The sequence below is a fragment of the Rhizobium sp. IY2 genome, from assembly GCF_047532935.1.
GTDB classification, from domain to species: Bacteria; Pseudomonadota; Alphaproteobacteria; order Rhizobiales; family Rhizobiaceae; genus Rhizobium; species Rhizobium anhuiense.
Genome location: NZ_JBLKNU010000002.1, coordinates 882,062 through 898,641, shown reverse-complemented (window position 1 = coordinate 898,641; position 16,580 = coordinate 882,062). Strand labels below are relative to the sequence as shown.

15 protein-coding genes and 1 pseudogene are annotated in these 16,580 nt (G+C 62.0%); 9 read left to right on the top strand and 7 right to left on the bottom strand.

Annotated elements, in window-relative coordinates; all coding sequences use genetic code 11:
- Positions 1-6: 6 nt before the first annotated feature.
- The 3 genes from ACMUVN_RS12885 to ACMUVN_RS12875 form a co-directional block, all read right to left on the bottom strand.
- Positions 7-1,140, bottom strand: a complete 1,134-nt coding sequence (locus tag ACMUVN_RS12885) for an iron-containing alcohol dehydrogenase (RefSeq protein WP_097594748.1) — start codon at positions 1,138-1,140, stop codon at positions 7-9.
- A 343-nt stretch (positions 1,141-1,483) separates the two neighbouring features.
- Positions 1,484-2,668 carry a sialidase family protein gene (locus tag ACMUVN_RS12880; RefSeq protein WP_097594749.1) on the bottom strand — a complete coding sequence of 395 codons (1,185 nt, stop codon included), beginning with the start codon at positions 2,666-2,668 and terminating at the stop codon, positions 1,484-1,486.
- An 11-nt stretch (positions 2,669-2,679) separates the two neighbouring features.
- Complete coding sequence (locus tag ACMUVN_RS12875; RefSeq protein WP_028757420.1) at positions 2,680-3,585, bottom strand: dihydrodipicolinate synthase family protein; 906 nt, start codon at positions 3,583-3,585, stop codon at positions 2,680-2,682.
- Between the two features lie 321 nt (positions 3,586-3,906).
- Between ACMUVN_RS12875 and ACMUVN_RS12870 the strand changes: the two genes are divergently transcribed.
- The 7 genes from ACMUVN_RS12870 to ACMUVN_RS12840 all read left to right on the top strand — a co-directional run bounded on the left by ACMUVN_RS12870 (position 3,907) and on the right by ACMUVN_RS12840 (position 11,499).
- A complete protein-coding gene (locus tag ACMUVN_RS12870; protein WP_097594750.1) occupies positions 3,907-5,544 on the top strand; it encodes an ABC transporter substrate-binding protein in 1,638 nt (545 codons plus the stop codon).
- Between the two features lie 129 nt (positions 5,545-5,673).
- On the top strand, positions 5,674-6,630 hold the full coding sequence (locus ACMUVN_RS12865) for an ABC transporter permease (RefSeq protein WP_047613496.1): 957 nt from the start codon (positions 5,674-5,676) through the stop codon (positions 6,628-6,630).
- 2 nt (positions 6,631-6,632) lie between these two features.
- Positions 6,633-7,592 (top strand): ABC transporter permease, encoded by a 960-nt coding sequence (locus ACMUVN_RS12860; protein ID WP_047613218.1) that lies wholly within the window; start codon positions 6,633-6,635, stop codon positions 7,590-7,592.
- Positions 7,589-8,596, top strand: coding sequence for an ABC transporter ATP-binding protein (locus tag ACMUVN_RS12855; protein WP_097594751.1), 1,008 nt, complete (start codon positions 7,589-7,591; stop codon positions 8,594-8,596). The genes ACMUVN_RS12860 and ACMUVN_RS12855 overlap by 4 nt, the downstream gene beginning before the upstream one ends.
- Complete coding sequence (locus ACMUVN_RS12850; RefSeq protein ID WP_047613214.1) at positions 8,596-9,588, top strand: ABC transporter ATP-binding protein; 993 nt, start codon at positions 8,596-8,598, stop codon at positions 9,586-9,588. Before ACMUVN_RS12855 ends, ACMUVN_RS12850 begins: the two co-directional genes overlap by 1 nt.
- Positions 9,585-10,649, top strand: coding sequence for a four-carbon acid sugar kinase family protein (locus ACMUVN_RS12845; RefSeq protein WP_047613213.1), 1,065 nt, complete (start codon positions 9,585-9,587; stop codon positions 10,647-10,649). The genes ACMUVN_RS12850 and ACMUVN_RS12845 overlap by 4 nt, the downstream gene beginning before the upstream one ends.
- A gap of 85 nt (positions 10,650-10,734) precedes the next feature.
- Positions 10,735-11,499 (top strand): FadR/GntR family transcriptional regulator, encoded by a 765-nt coding sequence (locus ACMUVN_RS12840; RefSeq protein ID WP_047613211.1) that lies wholly within the window; start codon positions 10,735-10,737, stop codon positions 11,497-11,499.
- Positions 11,500-11,534: 35 nt separating this feature from the next.
- Here ACMUVN_RS12840 and ACMUVN_RS12835 read toward each other — a convergent pair whose 3' ends face one another.
- Together ACMUVN_RS12835 and ACMUVN_RS12830 are read right to left on the bottom strand one after the other, a co-directional pair.
- Positions 11,535-11,774: a YetF domain-containing protein gene (locus ACMUVN_RS12835; RefSeq protein WP_409527200.1), complete on the bottom strand. Its 240-nt coding sequence runs from the start codon at positions 11,772-11,774 to the stop codon at positions 11,535-11,537.
- Positions 11,775-11,807: 33 nt separating this feature from the next.
- A pseudogene (locus tag ACMUVN_RS12830) lies at positions 11,808-12,500 on the bottom strand (protein-L-isoaspartate(D-aspartate) O-methyltransferase); the annotation flags it as partial.
- Positions 12,501-12,903: 403 nt separating this feature from the next.
- On the opposite strand from ACMUVN_RS12830, the gene ACMUVN_RS12825 reads away from it, so the two are divergent.
- A complete protein-coding gene (locus tag ACMUVN_RS12825; RefSeq protein ID WP_047613209.1) occupies positions 12,904-13,521 on the top strand; it encodes an outer membrane protein in 618 nt (205 codons plus the stop codon).
- Between the two features lie 161 nt (positions 13,522-13,682).
- Positions 13,683-14,591 (top strand): acetamidase/formamidase family protein, encoded by a 909-nt coding sequence (locus tag ACMUVN_RS12820; protein ID WP_047613208.1) that lies wholly within the window; start codon positions 13,683-13,685, stop codon positions 14,589-14,591.
- A gap of 16 nt (positions 14,592-14,607) precedes the next feature.
- Here the strand turns inward: ACMUVN_RS12820 and ACMUVN_RS12815 are convergent, their stop codons facing one another.
- Together ACMUVN_RS12815 and ACMUVN_RS12810 are read right to left on the bottom strand one after the other, a co-directional pair.
- Positions 14,608-15,546, bottom strand: coding sequence for an NAD(P)H-binding protein (locus ACMUVN_RS12815; protein WP_097594753.1), 939 nt, complete (start codon positions 15,544-15,546; stop codon positions 14,608-14,610).
- 101 nt (positions 15,547-15,647) lie between these two features.
- On the bottom strand, positions 15,648-16,523 hold the full coding sequence (locus tag ACMUVN_RS12810; RefSeq protein WP_414815147.1) for a helix-turn-helix transcriptional regulator: 876 nt from the start codon (positions 16,521-16,523) through the stop codon (positions 15,648-15,650).
- Positions 16,524-16,580: the final 57 nt, after the last annotated feature.

The window sequence follows — 16,580 nt, the reverse complement described above, 5'->3', positions numbered from 1 at the left end:
TGCCGCCTAAAAAGCGGCGGCGTAAATCGAGCGAATGTCGGCGCGCGAGAGGTCGCGCGGATTGTTATCGAGCAGGCGGCGAATGGCAAAGGCGTCGTCGGCCATGGCGTCGAGATCGCTCTCCGGCACGCCAAGGCCGGAGAGCTTCATCTCGATGCCGAGCTCGGCGCAGAAAGCGTAAGCCGCATCGAAGACGGATGCTATATTCTCCGAGGTCTCGTAACCGAGCGCTTCCATCACCGCCTTCGTTTTTTCCGGGGCAGCCGGCGTGTTGAAGGCGAGCACATGCGGGAAGATCAGCGCATTGGCCGCGCCATGGGCCACGTGCCAGCGGGTGCCGAGGGGATAGGCGAGCGCATGGCCGCCGGCGGTGTTGACCGGGCCCAGGCAGAAGCCGCCGTAAAGCGAGGCGAGCGACAGGCCGGCGCGCGCCTCGGCGTCGTTGCCGTCCTTGACGGCGCGGGCGAGATATTTGCCGACGAGGCGCGCTCCCTCGATCGCATAGATATCGACCATCGGATGGGCTTTGCGGTTGGTGAAGGCCTCGACGCAATGGGCCATCGCGTCGACGCCGGTGGCGGCCGTCGTGCGGGCAGGCACGCTGAAGGTCAAGGCCGGATCGATGACGGCGATATCGGCCAGCATGTGCAGGCTTTCCACCGCAAGCTTTGCCATCGTGGCGGGATCGGTGACCAGCGCGCGGATGCCGGCCTCGCTGCCGGTGCCCGATGTCGTCGGCACCTGGGCGAGAGCGACCTTGCGCGGCCCATGCACCCTGTTCGGGCCGACGACCTCATGCAGCGTCTGCGTGGAGCCGGCAAGCACGGCCGCCAGTTTTGCCAGATCCATGGCGCTGCCGCCGCCGAAGCCGACGACCAGCTCGGCATTGGCGGCGTTTGCCGCCGCCAGGACCTTTTCGAGATTGGCCGTATCCGGTTCAGGCATCACATCGGAGAAGACTGCCACCTCACCCTTCAGCTCCAGCACGTCGATGCGCGAGGCGTTGAAGGCATCGGAGATGACAAGTGTGCGCCGATAGCCCTTATCGGCGGCCCATTTGCCGAGCTTTCCCGCCGTGCCGACGCCGAATTCGATCAGATGCGGCCGAACGATCGTGATTGGCGAACCCAAGCTGGCCATGAACCAGTCCTCCCTGCAATATCGTCGCTCTCTTTAATGTAAAGTTGTAAGATCAAAGTCAAGCCGGCATTCCAAAGGGTGGAGATTTTTATCGGCAGATATGGGCTTGCCGCGCCTTGAGACGGGGGTTCCGTGTCAGTATCAATAAATATATCAGTGGGTTATGGATTCCATATCGATGGCGACTGCAGTTCGGCGCAAAGGGCCGGCCGCCACGCCGACGGCGGTGAATAATCCGATCCTGTTGTCAACTACCATCCCGCTGCCGATCGGCGGCCGTTGTATCCTGTATCTTTCGCGTGCGATTGGATGCAGGTTTACAATTTTCCGGCTGCCGCTTTGCTCACGGCAGGGATTGCGGGGCGAGGCTGACATATTTGATGGCGCGCCGGTAGTAGGTGTAGGCGATATGGAGCGTGCCGTTGTGACCCTGGAGGACCGAGGGATAGGAGAATTCGCGGTTCAGCGAATCCTTCGAATTGTTGCTGAGGCAGAAGCCGTCGCCGGTATCGAGGTCGATGTGGTGTGGAAAGCTCTTGCCGCCATCCCGCGATATCGCCAGGCTCAGCGGCGCCCGCGGAACACCCCAAATGGCTTTGCGGCCGCCATCGGCTGCAACGACGGTCTCGCCGGCAGCGCCACCCTCGATTTCATCATAGAGCGACTGGCGCCGCGCATCCGACATGCCGGCATTCGAATGGTTGTAAACCATTGCGATTGCTCCATAATTCAGGATCGTGGCCTGGATCGAGGAGTTGTTGTTCGGCAGGTCGGTGGCTTCGGGCGCACTCCAGGTCTCGCCACCATCGGAAGATCGGCTCGACAGGATGTTTACGGCGAAACGGTTACGATAGAAGGCGATCATCTCGTCGCCGCCGAGCGGCAGGATGTTCATATGTACAGCGCCGACACTGTCCGGAATGTCCCGCATCTGCCAGCTCGCGCCGCCATCGCGCGACGTCAGCACGGCAGCCGTGTCGGCATCGCCGCTCCAGCGCTGGCCGTTCAGGCCGACGCAGCGGAATACCGGAAGCAGCCAGTCGCCCCTGCCATTGACGACGATCTGCTGGCGAACGAAGGTGCCGGGGCTGTCACAGAGGATTCGGACAGCGCCGAAGCTCCGGCCGCCATCACTTGAAATCCGGCATTTGACAATCGAACCGTCCTGATTGCCCGAGGTCTGCGAGGTATAGAGCAGCCAGATCTTTCCGTCCGGAGCATTGAAAATCAACGGATTTTGCTCGGATTTCTGCGGATCGTCGCTCATCTTTTCCGGTGCGGACCAGCACTCGGAGCCGGGCGCCAGCCGCGACATGTAAATCGAGATGTCACCCATGCCCTCCATGGTGCCGCCGAACCAGACGCAGGTCAGCGTGCCGTCTGGCAGAAAGGCAAGATTGGCCGCATGGTTCTGGATGCAAGGGGAGGGCAGGTAGGCCTCGGCGCGGCCCTCGATCGTGGGGTGAGGGGCGATGGCCCCTGTCATCAGGGCAGGAACGGCTTCCGGAGGCAGGCCGGTAAAACGCATGACGGATCTCCTCAAGGCAGCTTGGCGTAGCTATCGGCGAGTGCGGCATAGTCGGCATCGCCGAGCGGCATCAGCGGCGCGCGCGTGCGCCTCCAGGCGGGATTGCCGGTTTTCAGCCCCACCATTGCCTTGATGGTGGGGATCTGGACGTAGGAATTGGACAGCGTGCGATAGGCGTTGATGCGGGCCTGCGCCGCCTCGACATCGCCAGCACGCGTCTCGTCATGGACATGGTCGTAGACAGTGCGCAGCGAATTCGCCACGAGATTGGAGGTGGCGGTGATGCAGCCGGCCCCGCCCGCCTTCAAGAGCGGCAGCAGCAGCGGATCGGCGCCCGCCAGCACCGAAAAACTGGGATGGGCGGCGATGATTGCCTGCATGTTGTTGAAATCACCCGCAGATTCTTTGATGCCGACGACCGTTTCCGGGAAGGCGGCAATCAGCCGGCCGATCAGCGGAAGGGAGAGCGGCACGCCGGAGACCTGCGGGATATGATAGAGGATGACCTGCAGGCGGGTATCGGCGACTTTTTCCAGCACCTGCGAATAGGCGGCGAAGAGCCCATCGTCGGTGACGCCCTTGTAGTAGAAGGGCGGCAGCATCACCACCTTGGTCACGCCAAGCGACAGCGCGTGCCGGGTCAGCTCCACGGTCTCGGGGATGGCGACGACACCGGTGCCCGGCAAAAGCCTGTCGGCCGGAATGCCGGCCTTCAATGCCGCTTCCAGAATCGTGCGGCGCTCGGCTGCGGAGAAGGAATTGGCCTCGCCCGTCGTGCCGAGCAGCGCCACGCCATGACATCCCTCGGCCAGCAACTGCCGGCAATGATCGGTGAAAAGGGCGAGATCAGGTGTATTGTCTGCCGTCAGCGGCGTTGCCGATGCGCTGAAAACGCCTGTAATCCTGTGATGGCTCATTTCGCCCTCCTCGGCGCGTCCTGTCTGGGGGCGATGAACCGCCCGATGGCGCATGGAAATGTCATTCATCTGTCGTGATGGAGTGCAAAGAACTTTTCCATTGCGGCCATTTTGTCAAGAAGACAAAGTGCTGCGGTGCAGATTAGAAAACTTATCTATCTGTTATTGTTTATATATTTTTACAACGAAATTTTGTTCGGATCAAAATAACGATTTTTTGTTGACATATTTACAATAACGAGAGAACGATACGGGACGGATTGTGCTGCGCCTGGCAGGTGCAGGGAGAGCGCTGCCGAATTCACCGTGGGAGGGAATGCCATGTCTTTTGACCAAACGGATAAAACCAATCTATCGCGTCGCAACGCGCTGAAGCTCGGCCTTGCGGCCGGCGTCGGCCTGACCGTGTTCGGGATGAATGCCCGCATCGTGATGGCCGATGAAGGCCAGGTGCTGAAGGTCGCGCATCCGGCCTTCGACCAGGACTGGTCGCCGCTGCGCGGCGGCGGCAGGACGTTCCGCTGGAATTCGATCTGGTGGGCCTCGCCGATGTATTTCGACAGCCAAGGCAATATCAAGCCTTACGTCTTCACCAGCTGGGAATCGGCCGACAACACCGTCTGGACCTTCAAGATCGAACCCAAGGCCGTCTTCTCCGACGGCAGCAAGATCACCGCGGCCGACGTCAAGGGATCGTGGGAAGTCGCCTCGATGCCGAACACCAAGAACCAGCGCGCCGACCAGGTGCTGAGCAAGGTCAAGGGTTACGCCGAAATCGCTGCCGGCTCCGGCAACGAGCTGACGGGTGTCGCGACCCCCGACGAGGGAACGGTCGTCGTGACGCTGGCTGCCGCCGATCCGATCTTTTTCATGCGGCTCGCAAACCACATCGCGCCGATCACCAAGGCATCGCAGTCGCGCGGCAGCGACGGCGAGGAGATCATCGACTGGTACAAGCCGGATAGTAAGCCGGTCTTCTCCGGCCCCTTCAAGCTCACGAGCCTCGATATCGACGCCGGCAAGCTTTCTTTCGAGCCGAACGAGAATTTCTTCGGGCCGAAGCCGAAGCTTGCACGCATCGACATCACCTCGATCGAAGACAATGTCAGCGCGACGTCGCTGATCAAGTCGGGAGAGTTCAACGCCCATACCGAACTCATCACCTCGACCATCATCCAGGATCTCGGCCCGGAATTCTCGGCAGGACCACTGATTCCGACGAGCCAGCACTTCTGGTTCAACATCTCCCGTGCGCCGATGGACGATCCGAAGGTCCGCCAGGCGCTGATCATGGCGGTTGATCGCGACGGGCTGTTCAAGGCGTCCTATCCCGATGGGCCGCACAAGAAGGCCGACCAGATCCTCAATTCGGTTCCGGGCGCTGACAATTCCGGCTTCGAGCCCTATCCCTATGATCCGGAAGGCGCAAAAAAGCTGCTTGCGGAATCGACCTATGGCGGGCCGGAGCGCCTGCCGAAGATCCTGTTCGTCGGCATCTCGGGGCCGGCCATTCAAGCGGCCGCCCAGTTCATTGCCGAGCAGTGGCGCCAGAATCTCGGCATCACGGCCGTCGACATGAAGCCGCAGCAGGACTCCTATGCCGGTCCGGACCAGAACTCGGTCCAGATCTTCCGCGACGACGTCGGCACCCGCGTGCCCGATGCGGTCTCTTATCTCGCGGGTTCCATCGCCTCGACCTCATCGAACGCACAGAACAAGCTCGGCGGGTACAAGAACGACAAGGTCGACAGCGCCCTTGCCGAAGCGACGACCAAGGCTGCGGATGATCCGCAGCGCATCGCTCTCGCCCAGCAAGCCCAGAAGGCGTTCCGCGACGATTGGGCCTTCATCCCGTGGTATTCTCAGGCGATGTCGCGCTGGGCCACCAAGGACGTCAAGGGCCTGGAAAAGAACCTCGACTGGCAGGTGGTCGAACCCTGGAACATTTCCATCGGTTGATCGGCGGAAACCGTCCCTGTCGGCACTAACCCGCGCGAAGGCTGCAAGGCCTTCGCGCAAGTTTCAAGAAGAAGAGATGCGATCGCAGCCAAAAGCGGGAACGCATCGAACAACAGGTGGGAGGTGGCCTTGCTGCGCTACGTGCTAACCCGGTTTGCCATCTGGATTCCGTCGGTTCTGGTGGTGATGCTGGCCGTCTATGCGCTGGCCTTCTATGGCGCCGGCGATCCGATCAAGCTGATCTTCCTGCGCGCGCCCGGTGATGTCGCCTATAATCCGCAGCGCATCGAAGCCATTCGCGAAAGTGCCGGCCTCAACAAGCCCTTCATCGAACAGTTCGGCCTTTACATCTGGAACCTGCTGCACGGCCAGTTCGGCAATTCGCTGACCTCGGGCCGCTCCGTCTGGGCAATGGTTTCGGCGGCTGCACCCGTCTCCTTCCAGCTGGCTCTCTGTTCGATCATCCTGACAGCCGTCGTTGCGATTCCGCTCGGCATGATCGCGGCGCTGAACCAGAATTCGCGCATCGACTATGCCATTCTGGGCTCGGCGCTCTTCCTCTGGGCGATCCCGGCCTATGTCGCCGGTCCGCTGCTGATGGTCGGCCTCATCGTGCTGCTGCCGGGTGCAAGCGTGCCCTACGGCTGGGGCGGCATATTCGATGTCCGGATACTGCTGCCGCTGCTCGTCCTGTCCTTCCAGCCGATCGCGTTGATCGTGCGCCAGACGCGCGCCGCCGTCATCGAGGTGCTGTCTGAGGATTTCGTCCGGACCGCCCGCGCCAAGGGCGTGCCCGAGATCGTCGTGGCACTGCGCCATATCCTGCGGCCGGTGCTCACACCCGTCGTCACCCAGCTCGGCCTGATCATGATCACCATCGTCAACGGCGCGATCTTCGTCGAACTCGTTTTCGGCCTGCCGGGCCTTGGCCGCTTGACCGTGCAGGCGCTGATCAATTCCGATTATCCGGTCATTCTGGCCATCACGCTGATCGGATCGTTCCTGGTGATGGTGTCGAACCTGCTGGTGGATGTGCTCTACCCGCTGCTCGATCCACGCGCCAATGATTCAAGAAGGAGCCGCTGACCATGTCCGCCGTCCCTCTTTCCACCGCTGAAACCATCGAGGAGCCGCCGGTCAGCCTCTGGCGCGACGCTTGGTACCGGCTGAAGCGCAACAAGCTTGCCATCTTCGGCCTCGTCGTCGTCCTGATCCTCGCCTTCACGGCGATCTTTGGGCCCTATCTCACGCCCTACGACTATCTGAGCCAGGACCTCAACGCCCGCAACGCACTGCCGTCGATGAGTCATCTCTTCGGCACCGACGATCTCGGCCGCGACGTCTTCAGCCGTGTGGTCTTCGGCACGCGCACCGCTTTCCTCGTCGCCGTCATCGTCACCTTTTTCGCGGTGGTGATCGGCCTCACGCTCGGCGCGGTGGCCGGTTTCTTCGGCAATCCCTTCGATCGCGCCATCATGTGGCTGACCGATGTGACGATGTCGGTTCCCAACCTGCTGCTCGTCGTCGTCATCAACGCCTCGCTGAAATCGCCGATCAGCAAATGGATGGAGGCGCGCTACCTCGAGACCCTCAATCCCTTCTACCGCCAGACGATATGGGTGGATTTCATCCTCGTCTTCGGGTCGATGGCGTTGATCTCCTGGCCGCCCTATGCCCGTCTCGTCCGCGCCCAGGTGCTGTCGATCCGCAGCCGGCCCTATATCACCGCGGCCCAGGCGCTCGGCCTGTCGAACTGGATCATCATCAAGCGTTATGTCATTCCGAATGCGCTGGGGCCGTTGATCGTCTCGGTCAGCGCCGGTCTCGGCACGGCGATGGTGCTGGAAAGCGCCTTCAGCTTCCTCGGCGTGGGTGTCAATCCGCCGACGCCCAGCTGGGGCAACATGATCTCGGACGGGCTTCGCGTCTGGCAGCATTATCCGCATCTTCTCGCCGCTCCGGCGGCCGTGCTTGGCCTTGCCTCGGTTGCCTTCAGCTTCCTCGGCGACGGCCTCAACGACGCGCTCAATCCGCGGGGCAGCAAATGATGGACACCAAAAGCACCGACCGCCTGCTCGATGTCAGAGGCCTTACCGTCGAAATCGACGGCCGTAACGGCCCGGCCGTCGTCGTCGACGGCATCGATCTCCATGTCGACAAGGGCGAGACCCTCGGCGTCGTCGGCGAATCCGGCTGCGGCAAGAGCCTGACCATGTTGAGCCTGATGCGCCTGCTGCCGAACAAGATCAAGGTCACCAGGGGATCGGCGACGTTCGACGGGCGCGACCTGCAGACAATGTCCAATCGAGAGCTGCGCAAGGTGCGCGGCGGCGATATCGGCTTCGTTTTTCAGGATCCGATGACCTCGCTCAATCCCGTCATGCGCGTCGGCGACCAGATCTGCGAGCCGCTGATCTACCACCGCGGCATGAAAAAGGCCGAAGCCCGCACGCGCGCTGTCGAGCTTCTGCGCCTGGTCGGCATTCCCGGCCCGGAGGAGCGCCTGCAGGCCTATCCGCACGAACTTTCCGGCGGCATGCGCCAGCGGGTGATGATCGCGATCGGCCTTGCCTGCAACCCGAAACTTCTGATCGCCGATGAGCCGACGACGGCGCTTGACGTCACCATCCAGGCCCAGATCGTTGATCTGGTGAAGGAACTGCGCGCCAAGCTCGGCATGTCGGTGGTCTGGATCACCCATGACCTGGCGCTGATCGCCGGCCTCGTCGATCGCGTCGCCGTGCTCTATGCCGGCACCGTGGTCGAGGACGCGCCGGTCGACGAACTCTATGCCCGCCCGAGCCATCCCTATACGCGCGGTCTGCTGTCCTCGATCCCGAAACTGTCAGACCCGCCGGCAAGCCGGTTGAGCTCGATCGGCGGCACGCCGCCGGAGCCTGGCCGCCGGCCGAAGGGCTGCCCGTTTGCGCCGCGTTGTCCGCTTGTGGAAAACATCTGTCACGAGAAGGTGCCGCAACTCGAACCGCTGAGCGGCAGCAGCAATCATCGCGCCGCCTGTTTCGTCGTCCAGAGAATGCAGGAGGCCGCATGATGGGTGCCGAACCGCTGCTCAAGGTCGAAAACCTGGTCAAGCATTTCCACGTCAAGCTCGGCGCCTTCGGGGAGCGTTCGGCGACCGTTTATGCGCTCGACAATGTCAACCTCGACATCATGGAAGGCGAGACGCTGAGCCTTGTCGGTGAATCCGGCTGCGGCAAGTCCACGACCGGTTTCACCATCCTCAACCTCTACAAGGCGACCAGCGGCAAGGTCGTCTACAAGGGTCAGGATCTCGCGACGCTCGACGAAAAGCAGATGCGGCCCTTCCGCCGCGACCTGCAGATCGTCTTCCAGGATCCGTATTCGACGCTCAATCCGCGGATGACGGTGGGCGAAGCGATCGGCGAGCCGATCCTCTTCCACAAGCTCTGCACCAAGGCGGAGCTGAAGGAGAGGGTGGCGACGCTGCTCACCGATGTCGGCCTGCCCAAGCGATTTGCCCAACGTTACCCGCACGAGCTTTCCGGCGGCCAGCGCCAGCGCGTCGTCATCGCCCGCGCGCTCGCCTGCCAGCCGAAATTCATCGTCTGCGACGAGGCGATCTCGGCGCTCGACGTGTCGATCCAGGCACAGATCATCAATCTGCTGCTGGATCTGCAGGAGAAATATGGGCTGACCTATCTCTTCATCGCCCATGACCTCGCCGTGGTGCGCCACATCAGCACCCGCGTCGGCGTCATGTATCTTGGGCGGCTGGCCGAACTTGCCACCCGCGAGGAACTCTTCGACAATCCGCTGCACCCCTATACCAAAGCGCTGCTGTCGGCCGTTCCGGATACCGATCCGGAGCATGAGCGCACGCGTCAGCGCCAGATCCTGCAGGGCGACGTGCCGAGCCCGCTGAACCCGCCGTCGGGCTGCCGTTTCCACACGCGCTGCCCGATCGCCATGGATGTCTGCAGCAATATCATTCCCGCGTGGAAGGAGGCGAAACCCGGCCATCTCGTCGCCTGCCACGCCGTCAACACCGGACAGACCGCATGACGCTGAAGGCCGTTATCATCGCCGATGATCTGACGGGTGCGCTCGATACCGGCACGCCCTTCGTCGAAGCCGGCCTCTCGGTTTCGGTCGCCGTCGATGTCGAGGCTGCTCAGGATGCGGTCGCCACCGGTTGTGATGTCGTCGTCGTCAATACTGCATCGCGCGCCATTGGCGAGCGCGAAGCTGCCGAGAGGGTGCGCCACGCGACTGGGGCGCTTCGCGGCGCAAAGCCTGATATCGTCATGAAGAAGATCGACTCCCGGTTGAAGGGTAATGTCGCGGCGGAAAGCCTGGCGCTGGCGGAGGTGCTCGGCCTGGAGACCATCCTCGTGGCGCCCGCCATTCCCGATCAGGAGCGCGTGACCTACCGGGGCTGCGTCGTCGGCCGCGGCGTCGACGGGCCGCTGCCGATCGCCGATCTGTTCAAGGGCCGCGCGGGCAATGTTGCCGTTGCCGATGCGGAGGACGATATGGATCTCGACCAGATCGTTGCCGATCATGACTGGCGGCTGACACTTGCGGTGGGCGCCCGGGGTCTCGGCGCCGCACTTGCCCGCCGGCTTGGCGAAGAGGAGCGACAGCCAATGCCGGAATTTGCAGCGACCCAAGGTACGCTATTTGCCTTCGGCTCGCGCGACCCGATTACCATAGCCCAGATGGACCGGCTCGAAGCTTCGGGCGTCCTGCGCATGGTGGTGGACGCGCCGATGGGGGAGATCGAAGGCGGGGAGGGCATGGCGCTGCCGGCGCTACTGCGCTGCTCCGGCGATATGGCAGCCGATGCAGCACTGGTCGCCCACCGTTTTGCGGCAGGCGTCAAAACGGTTATCGACGATACCGGGCCTGACATGCTGATGCTCGGGGGTGGCGACACGGCGCTTGCCGTTTTCCATGCGCTCGGGGTCAGGGTGCTCGCCCCGAAGGGCGAGATCGAAGCCGGCGTGCCATGGTTCGATGTCACGGCCGCCGATGGTCGGCATTTTCGGTGCGCCGTGAAGTCCGGGGGCTTCGGCAAGCCCGATAGTTTGCTAAGACTGGTTCGTTGGAATCGGGCGGCATAGAACAGGATGAGAGCATGATGTCGTCCGAAAACGGCTCACGCTTTTCGGCATCATGCTCTAGTAAGATACCGCCGGGGAGAATGACGTGGCTGAAGTGAATGGCGAATCTTTGAACGCGGAAGCCGGCCCGCCGGGCAAGCCGGAACGCGGCAAGGCCGTCAAGTTGGTCGATCGCGTCTTCGACCAGTTGCTCGAGCGTATCCGCGGCGGAAACTATCCGCCGGATTCACGCCTTCCCGGCGAGCATGAGCTTGCCTCGATGCTGGGTGTGTCGCGGCCGATCGTCCGCGATGCGCTGGCGCGCCTGCGCGATCAGGGCATGGTCTATGCCCGGCAGGGCGCCGGCACTTTCGTCAGCGCGCATGGATCGCCGACGACGCAGCTTGCCTATTCGCCAGTCAAGACGATCGCCGATATTCAGCGCTGTTACGAATTCCGCCTGACGATCGAGCCGGCGGCGGCCTATTTCGCTGCCAAGCGCCGCAATGAGCAGGCGATCCAGAAGATCGCCAGCGCGCTTGCGGATCTGCGTGAAGCGACCAGCCATCAGCTTCACCGCACCGACGCCGATTTCATGTTCCATCGTGCCGTCACCGAAGCCGCCAACAATCATTATTACACGGCCTCGATCGATGCGCTGAAGGCCCATATCGCCGTCGGCATGCATCTCCACGGCCTCTCCCTGCTCGGCCCGCGCCAGGGGCTGGAACAGGTCTATGAAGAGCACAACGCCATCTACAAGGCGATCGCCGATGGCCGGCCTGACGATGCGCAGAGGCTGATGAAGGCGCATCTCGAAGGCTCCCGGGACCGCCTGTTCGAGGGCAGGGTGCTTGACCTGTCCTTCTGAAGCGCATTCCCAGGCGGCTATCCGCTCGAAATGAGTCAGCCGGATTTCTGCTTCTTGATGATGCTGATGTTGCCGCTCACTTCGAGGATGGCAGATTTTATCTCCGTCACGCTCTCGATACCTTCCTGGCTTCGCGCTGCCTGCATGACATCTTCCTTCTGCAGCCGGGCTCCTTTGAGCGCGCGTTCGTCGTAGACGCCATCCGTCACCAGAACGGTCGGAACGCCATCGATGATATGAGCTGCGCGAGGCCACCACCTCTTGACGTAGGACAGGCCGATGTCGGTCGTAAAGAGTGTCAGCGCGGACGCAAAAGTTCCCGGTGATGACGGGGCCGTTGCCGTGTACATCGGATGCGTAGCAGTCCAGGCGCCTTCGCCGATCAAGGGAACGAAGCGCACCCCGCCGAGATCCTCTTCCTCGAAGGCGTTGGCCCCGGTACGGGTGAGGCGTTTCAGGCGCTGCGCTTCACTACGTCCGACCGGAATGATCAGCCGCCCTCCGAGGGTCAACTGTTCTTTCAAGGCGCTTGGCACCTCGGGTGCGCTCGCAGAAACGATAATGGCATCGAACGGAGCGGCTTCCGCCCAGCCCTTGCTGCCATCGCCGACGCGAACGTCAATGTTGTCGTATTCCAGCTTCTCGAACCGTTCCTTGGCCTGAAGCGCCAGGCTTTCATGGCGCTCGATGGAATAGACGTGGCCTGCTATCCGGCTGATGAGGGCTGAAGCGTATCCGGAGCCCGTTCCGACCTCGAGCACTTTGTCGCCGGCATCCAGATCGGCCTTTTCGAGCATGAGAGCCACGATGAACGGCTGCGAAATTGTCTGGCCCTCGCCAATCGACAGCGGCGCATCCTCATAGGCGAATTCCTCGAAGCCTGGAGCGACGAATTTTTCGCGCGGCACCAGGCGCATTGCCCTGGTGACGTTTTGATCGCGAATACCACGACCTGACACCTGGTGCTCCACCATGCGTTCTCGGATGCGCGTCATGTCCACGGATCAGCTCCACTGTCGCCGATTGCACCTTGGGCAAACGTCCGGGTGGTGCAGACTGTAAAACAAATGGGCGACGAGGGAGTTCCTGCGCGGAGCAGATTTTGGCAAGCGGCGAGGGCGCGGGTGAAGCGACACCCGATGGGTCGCACTTCATCCTTGAACCCACCCCGCTACATGAAAAAGTTGCATAATGCATGTTATGGAACTAAAATATATTTTAAATTACAATAGCTTGTATTAAATCGCGCGCGACCGCCCCGCGTTCCAAGACGCTCCCCGTCACAACATATCGCAACAATAAAGCGCAAACCGCAACACCGAACCGCAGCATAATGCATCGCTCCCAGCCGACTTGCCGGTTTGCTGACGCCCTTTCCAATCATCGAAATGACGAGGCACTTTAATGTACACAAAGATAATCACGCTGGCCGCCGTGGCTTTCTCGGCCGTGCCGGCTTTTGCCGCCGATGCCGTGGTTCAAGATCCCGCTTACATCCAGCAGGCACAGACCCAGTCGGCCTTCGACTGGTCGGGATTTTATCTCGGGCTTCAAGGCGGATACACCTCGACACATGCGAGCTATCTCAACGGTTCCGAGCAGGATCTGGATGGAGGTTCGACGGGTATCTATGGTGGATATAATTTCCAGCACGGTCCCTTCGTCTTCGGTATCGAGAATGACTTCAACTACAACTGGAAGGACGGGAGCGACGTTTCCCTCAAATGGGACGGCTCGGCGCGCGGGCGCGTGGGATATGCCTTGGACCGTACGCTGATCTACGGAACCGGAGGTTTGGCCGCGGCCGGTGGAGAAGTCGACGTGCCCGGCGTTGGCAAGAAGGACGACATTCTGATCGGCTGGACAGCCGGCGGCGGCGTGGAACATGCCCTGACCGACAATATAGTGATGCGCGCCGAATATCGTTATGACGACTTCGGACGCAAGGATTTCGGCTCGGCGCTTGGCGATTTCGAGGTCAATCAGCAAAAGGTCACGGTCGGCACCAGCTTCAAATTCTGAACGTCGATCCGATCACGCCTCGACATCGGTTGAGGCGTGATCATCTCCTGGTGTGCGAATATTGGCATTGCAGGCAATCTCTGATCTAGTCTCGAACTCTCTCCGCCGGGCAGTCCAGCCGCAGGCTCCTGATATTCGAAACGAGCGAGAGCTGTATTCTCATGACCACGCACCGCTTCATTCCGACAAGCTTTCACAATGTCATCGGCTCTCTTCAGCCGGCCCTGCATATTGCCGACGGCGATACGGTCGTCACCGAGACGCTCGACGCTGCCGGGCATGACAAGGACGGTATCAAGCAGGCGCCTGGCGGCAATCCGATGAACGGCCCGATCTTCGTGGAAGGGGCTGAGCCCGGAGATGCGTTGCGAGTCGAGATCATCAGCATGACCCCGACCAGGGATACGGGTTTTACACGCAGCGTCGTCGCGGCCAATGTCGTCGATCCCGAAGCGGTTCGTGACCTGCCGCCGCGCGATGTCGCCATCTGGGCCATCGATCGCGAGGCATTGACCGTCCGGCTTTCCGAGCCCGTCTCCGGCCTCGAAAATTTCGTTCTGCCTCTCGCCCCGATGATCGGCTGTTTCGGCGTGGCGCCCAGCCTCGGCCAGGCGATATCGACCGCGACCAGCGGCGAATATGGCGGCAACATGGATTATCGGCTGTTCGGCCCGGGCACCACGGTCCGCTTCCCGGTCGCGGCGCCCGGCGCCTTGTTCTTTCTCGGTGACTGCCATGCGGTGCAAGGGGATGGCGAGATCGTCGGCACCGGTGTCGAGACCACCTTCGACGTCACGGTGCGGCTGACGGTGGAGAAGAAGGCCGGCCTGGTCTGGCCGCGCGGGGAAACCGCCGACGATATCTTCACCATCGGCAATGCCCGGCCCCTCGATCAGGCGCTCCAGCATGCGACCAGCGAAATGCTGACCTGGCTGGCATCGGACTATGGCCTGGACAGGACGGCGGCCAGCCATCTGCTCGGCCAGGTGGTGCGCTATGACGTCGGCAACGTCTTCGATCCGGCCTATACGATGGCATGCCGTGTCGCCAAGAAATGGCTGGTCGGCTGATAGAGATCATCGGAACCTACCATCCCTGGTTGGGCTCCTCTCCACGCCTGACATGATCGACTACCTCAGCCCGCGGAGCATGGGGAAGAAACAGTTCAAGAGCAGCGGAAAGGTCCGTGCGGCCGCGGCGGATTTCGCCGTCGCCGGCTTCCACTCCGATCAGGCCTTTATTGTGCACATCGGCGAGCCTGACGATCAGATCGGCGTAATTGTGCGAAAGTCCTGCGCGCGTCAGCGTTGCCGGCCAATCGGCACGCGGCAGTTCGCGTGCGACGACGCTCCGGGTCATTAACCGCCCCAAGGCCGCAGCGATCTCGAGCGCCGTGTATTCGCGCGGCCCCTCGCCATGGACGATCCGCGGCGAATGTCCATGTTCCTCGCCGGCCAGCAGAAGGTCGGCTGCCATACCGCCAATATCGGCGGCGGAGACCGTCGGGAAAGGCCGCGATAGCGGCTGGTGCATGCTCGGCATTATGCCGGTCTCGCCAGCGATCTTCAGGTAGCGTGCCCAGTTTTCCATATGTTCGGCCGAGCGCAGAAAGACCATCTCGGTAGCGCATTGCCGGAACCGTTCCTCCATCGCATGGAACAGGCTGGTAATGCCGGTATCGATCGTCAGATGTGCGCCGTAATCCGAGATCGCCAGGACGCGCGGCGGCCGGGCGGCGTCGATCGCGTCCGCCATCCGCTCGATTGATCGCAGCATCTGGCGTCTGACATCGGCAGCATGCGGATTGATTGGGCAAATGAGCTGGACGGCTGTCGCATTCCTCATCGCGCCGGCCATGGCATCGGCATCGCCAATCTCGGCAATGGCGATCTCGCATCCGAGTGCTGCAAGTGGTGCAGCCTTGCCGCGATCACGGAGCACCGCCCTGACGGGAGCGCCCTCGGCCGAAAGCTTTGTTATCGTTGCCTTGCCGACCTTGCCGGTGGCGCCGAAGATGACAAACATTGTTCTCTCCTTCGCTTGTTCGCTATCGAAAGAGGATGCCTTGATGTCGTGGATCTGGCCTGCGCATTCGGCCGATCCGTTGCAGGATCGGCCATTTTTCGTCAATTGACCAAGCGGGCGATGGTGCCTGGGCTGATGCCGAGCAGCCGCTTCATGCTGTTTGCCATATGGCTTTGATGCGCAAAGCCTGCCGCCAGCGCGATCTGGCTCAGCGGCAGGCCAGAGGTCCGAATCAGTGCCTCGGCGCGCGAGACCCGGCGTTGCATCACATATTGATGCGGCGGTATGCCGAAACTATTTCGAAATTGCGTCTTCAGGCGCGAGAGGCTGAGTCCGGCAAGACCGGCAAGACCGGCAAGACCGGCAAGTTCGGCAAGCGAAAGCAGCGCGTCGAGATTGTCCTCGATGTAGTCGGTAAGTATCCGCTTCTGACGGGGCGAGAGCGCTCTACCGGCATCCGCCGGGCGAGAACTGCCGCTGCCGGCCTCGACCAGACGGAGCGCCAAGGCTGTTGCCAGCGTATCGGCATAGAGATGGTCGGACGGCTCGTCCGCTTCGAGCTCCGCTTTCAAGGCCCAGGCGATTGCCTCGAGTCGCTGATCGCGGAGCTGAAATTTCGGCGCCATCGCTTCCGCGGGATCGCGTCCGAGGTCGATGGCAGCCTGATGGAAAAGATCCTTGCTGATCTTCAGCCGCAGGATCATGCATTCGCCGTCGTCCTCCCAGACGCCATCCAGGCCGGCTGGCACCACATCGATATCGCCGTGCTTCTGCAGCCGGCGATGCTCCCGCCCGTCACAGCGGCATTGCGCTCGCACAGGTCGGCCGACGTGGATTCCGAGGCGATGATAGGGTGTCCCTGCAATATGGGTGCGGCCGGGCGGAATGCGCAGCAGCTCGGCCTCCAAGCCGCGCCAGCCACGCCCCCTGCTCGTTGCAAGGATGGTCGCGCTTCCTGCTTGCGGATGATCGTTCATTGGTCCGTCCCATTCGCTTTCGAATGGGACGGAGACTATCCCAAGCGTCATTTCCGC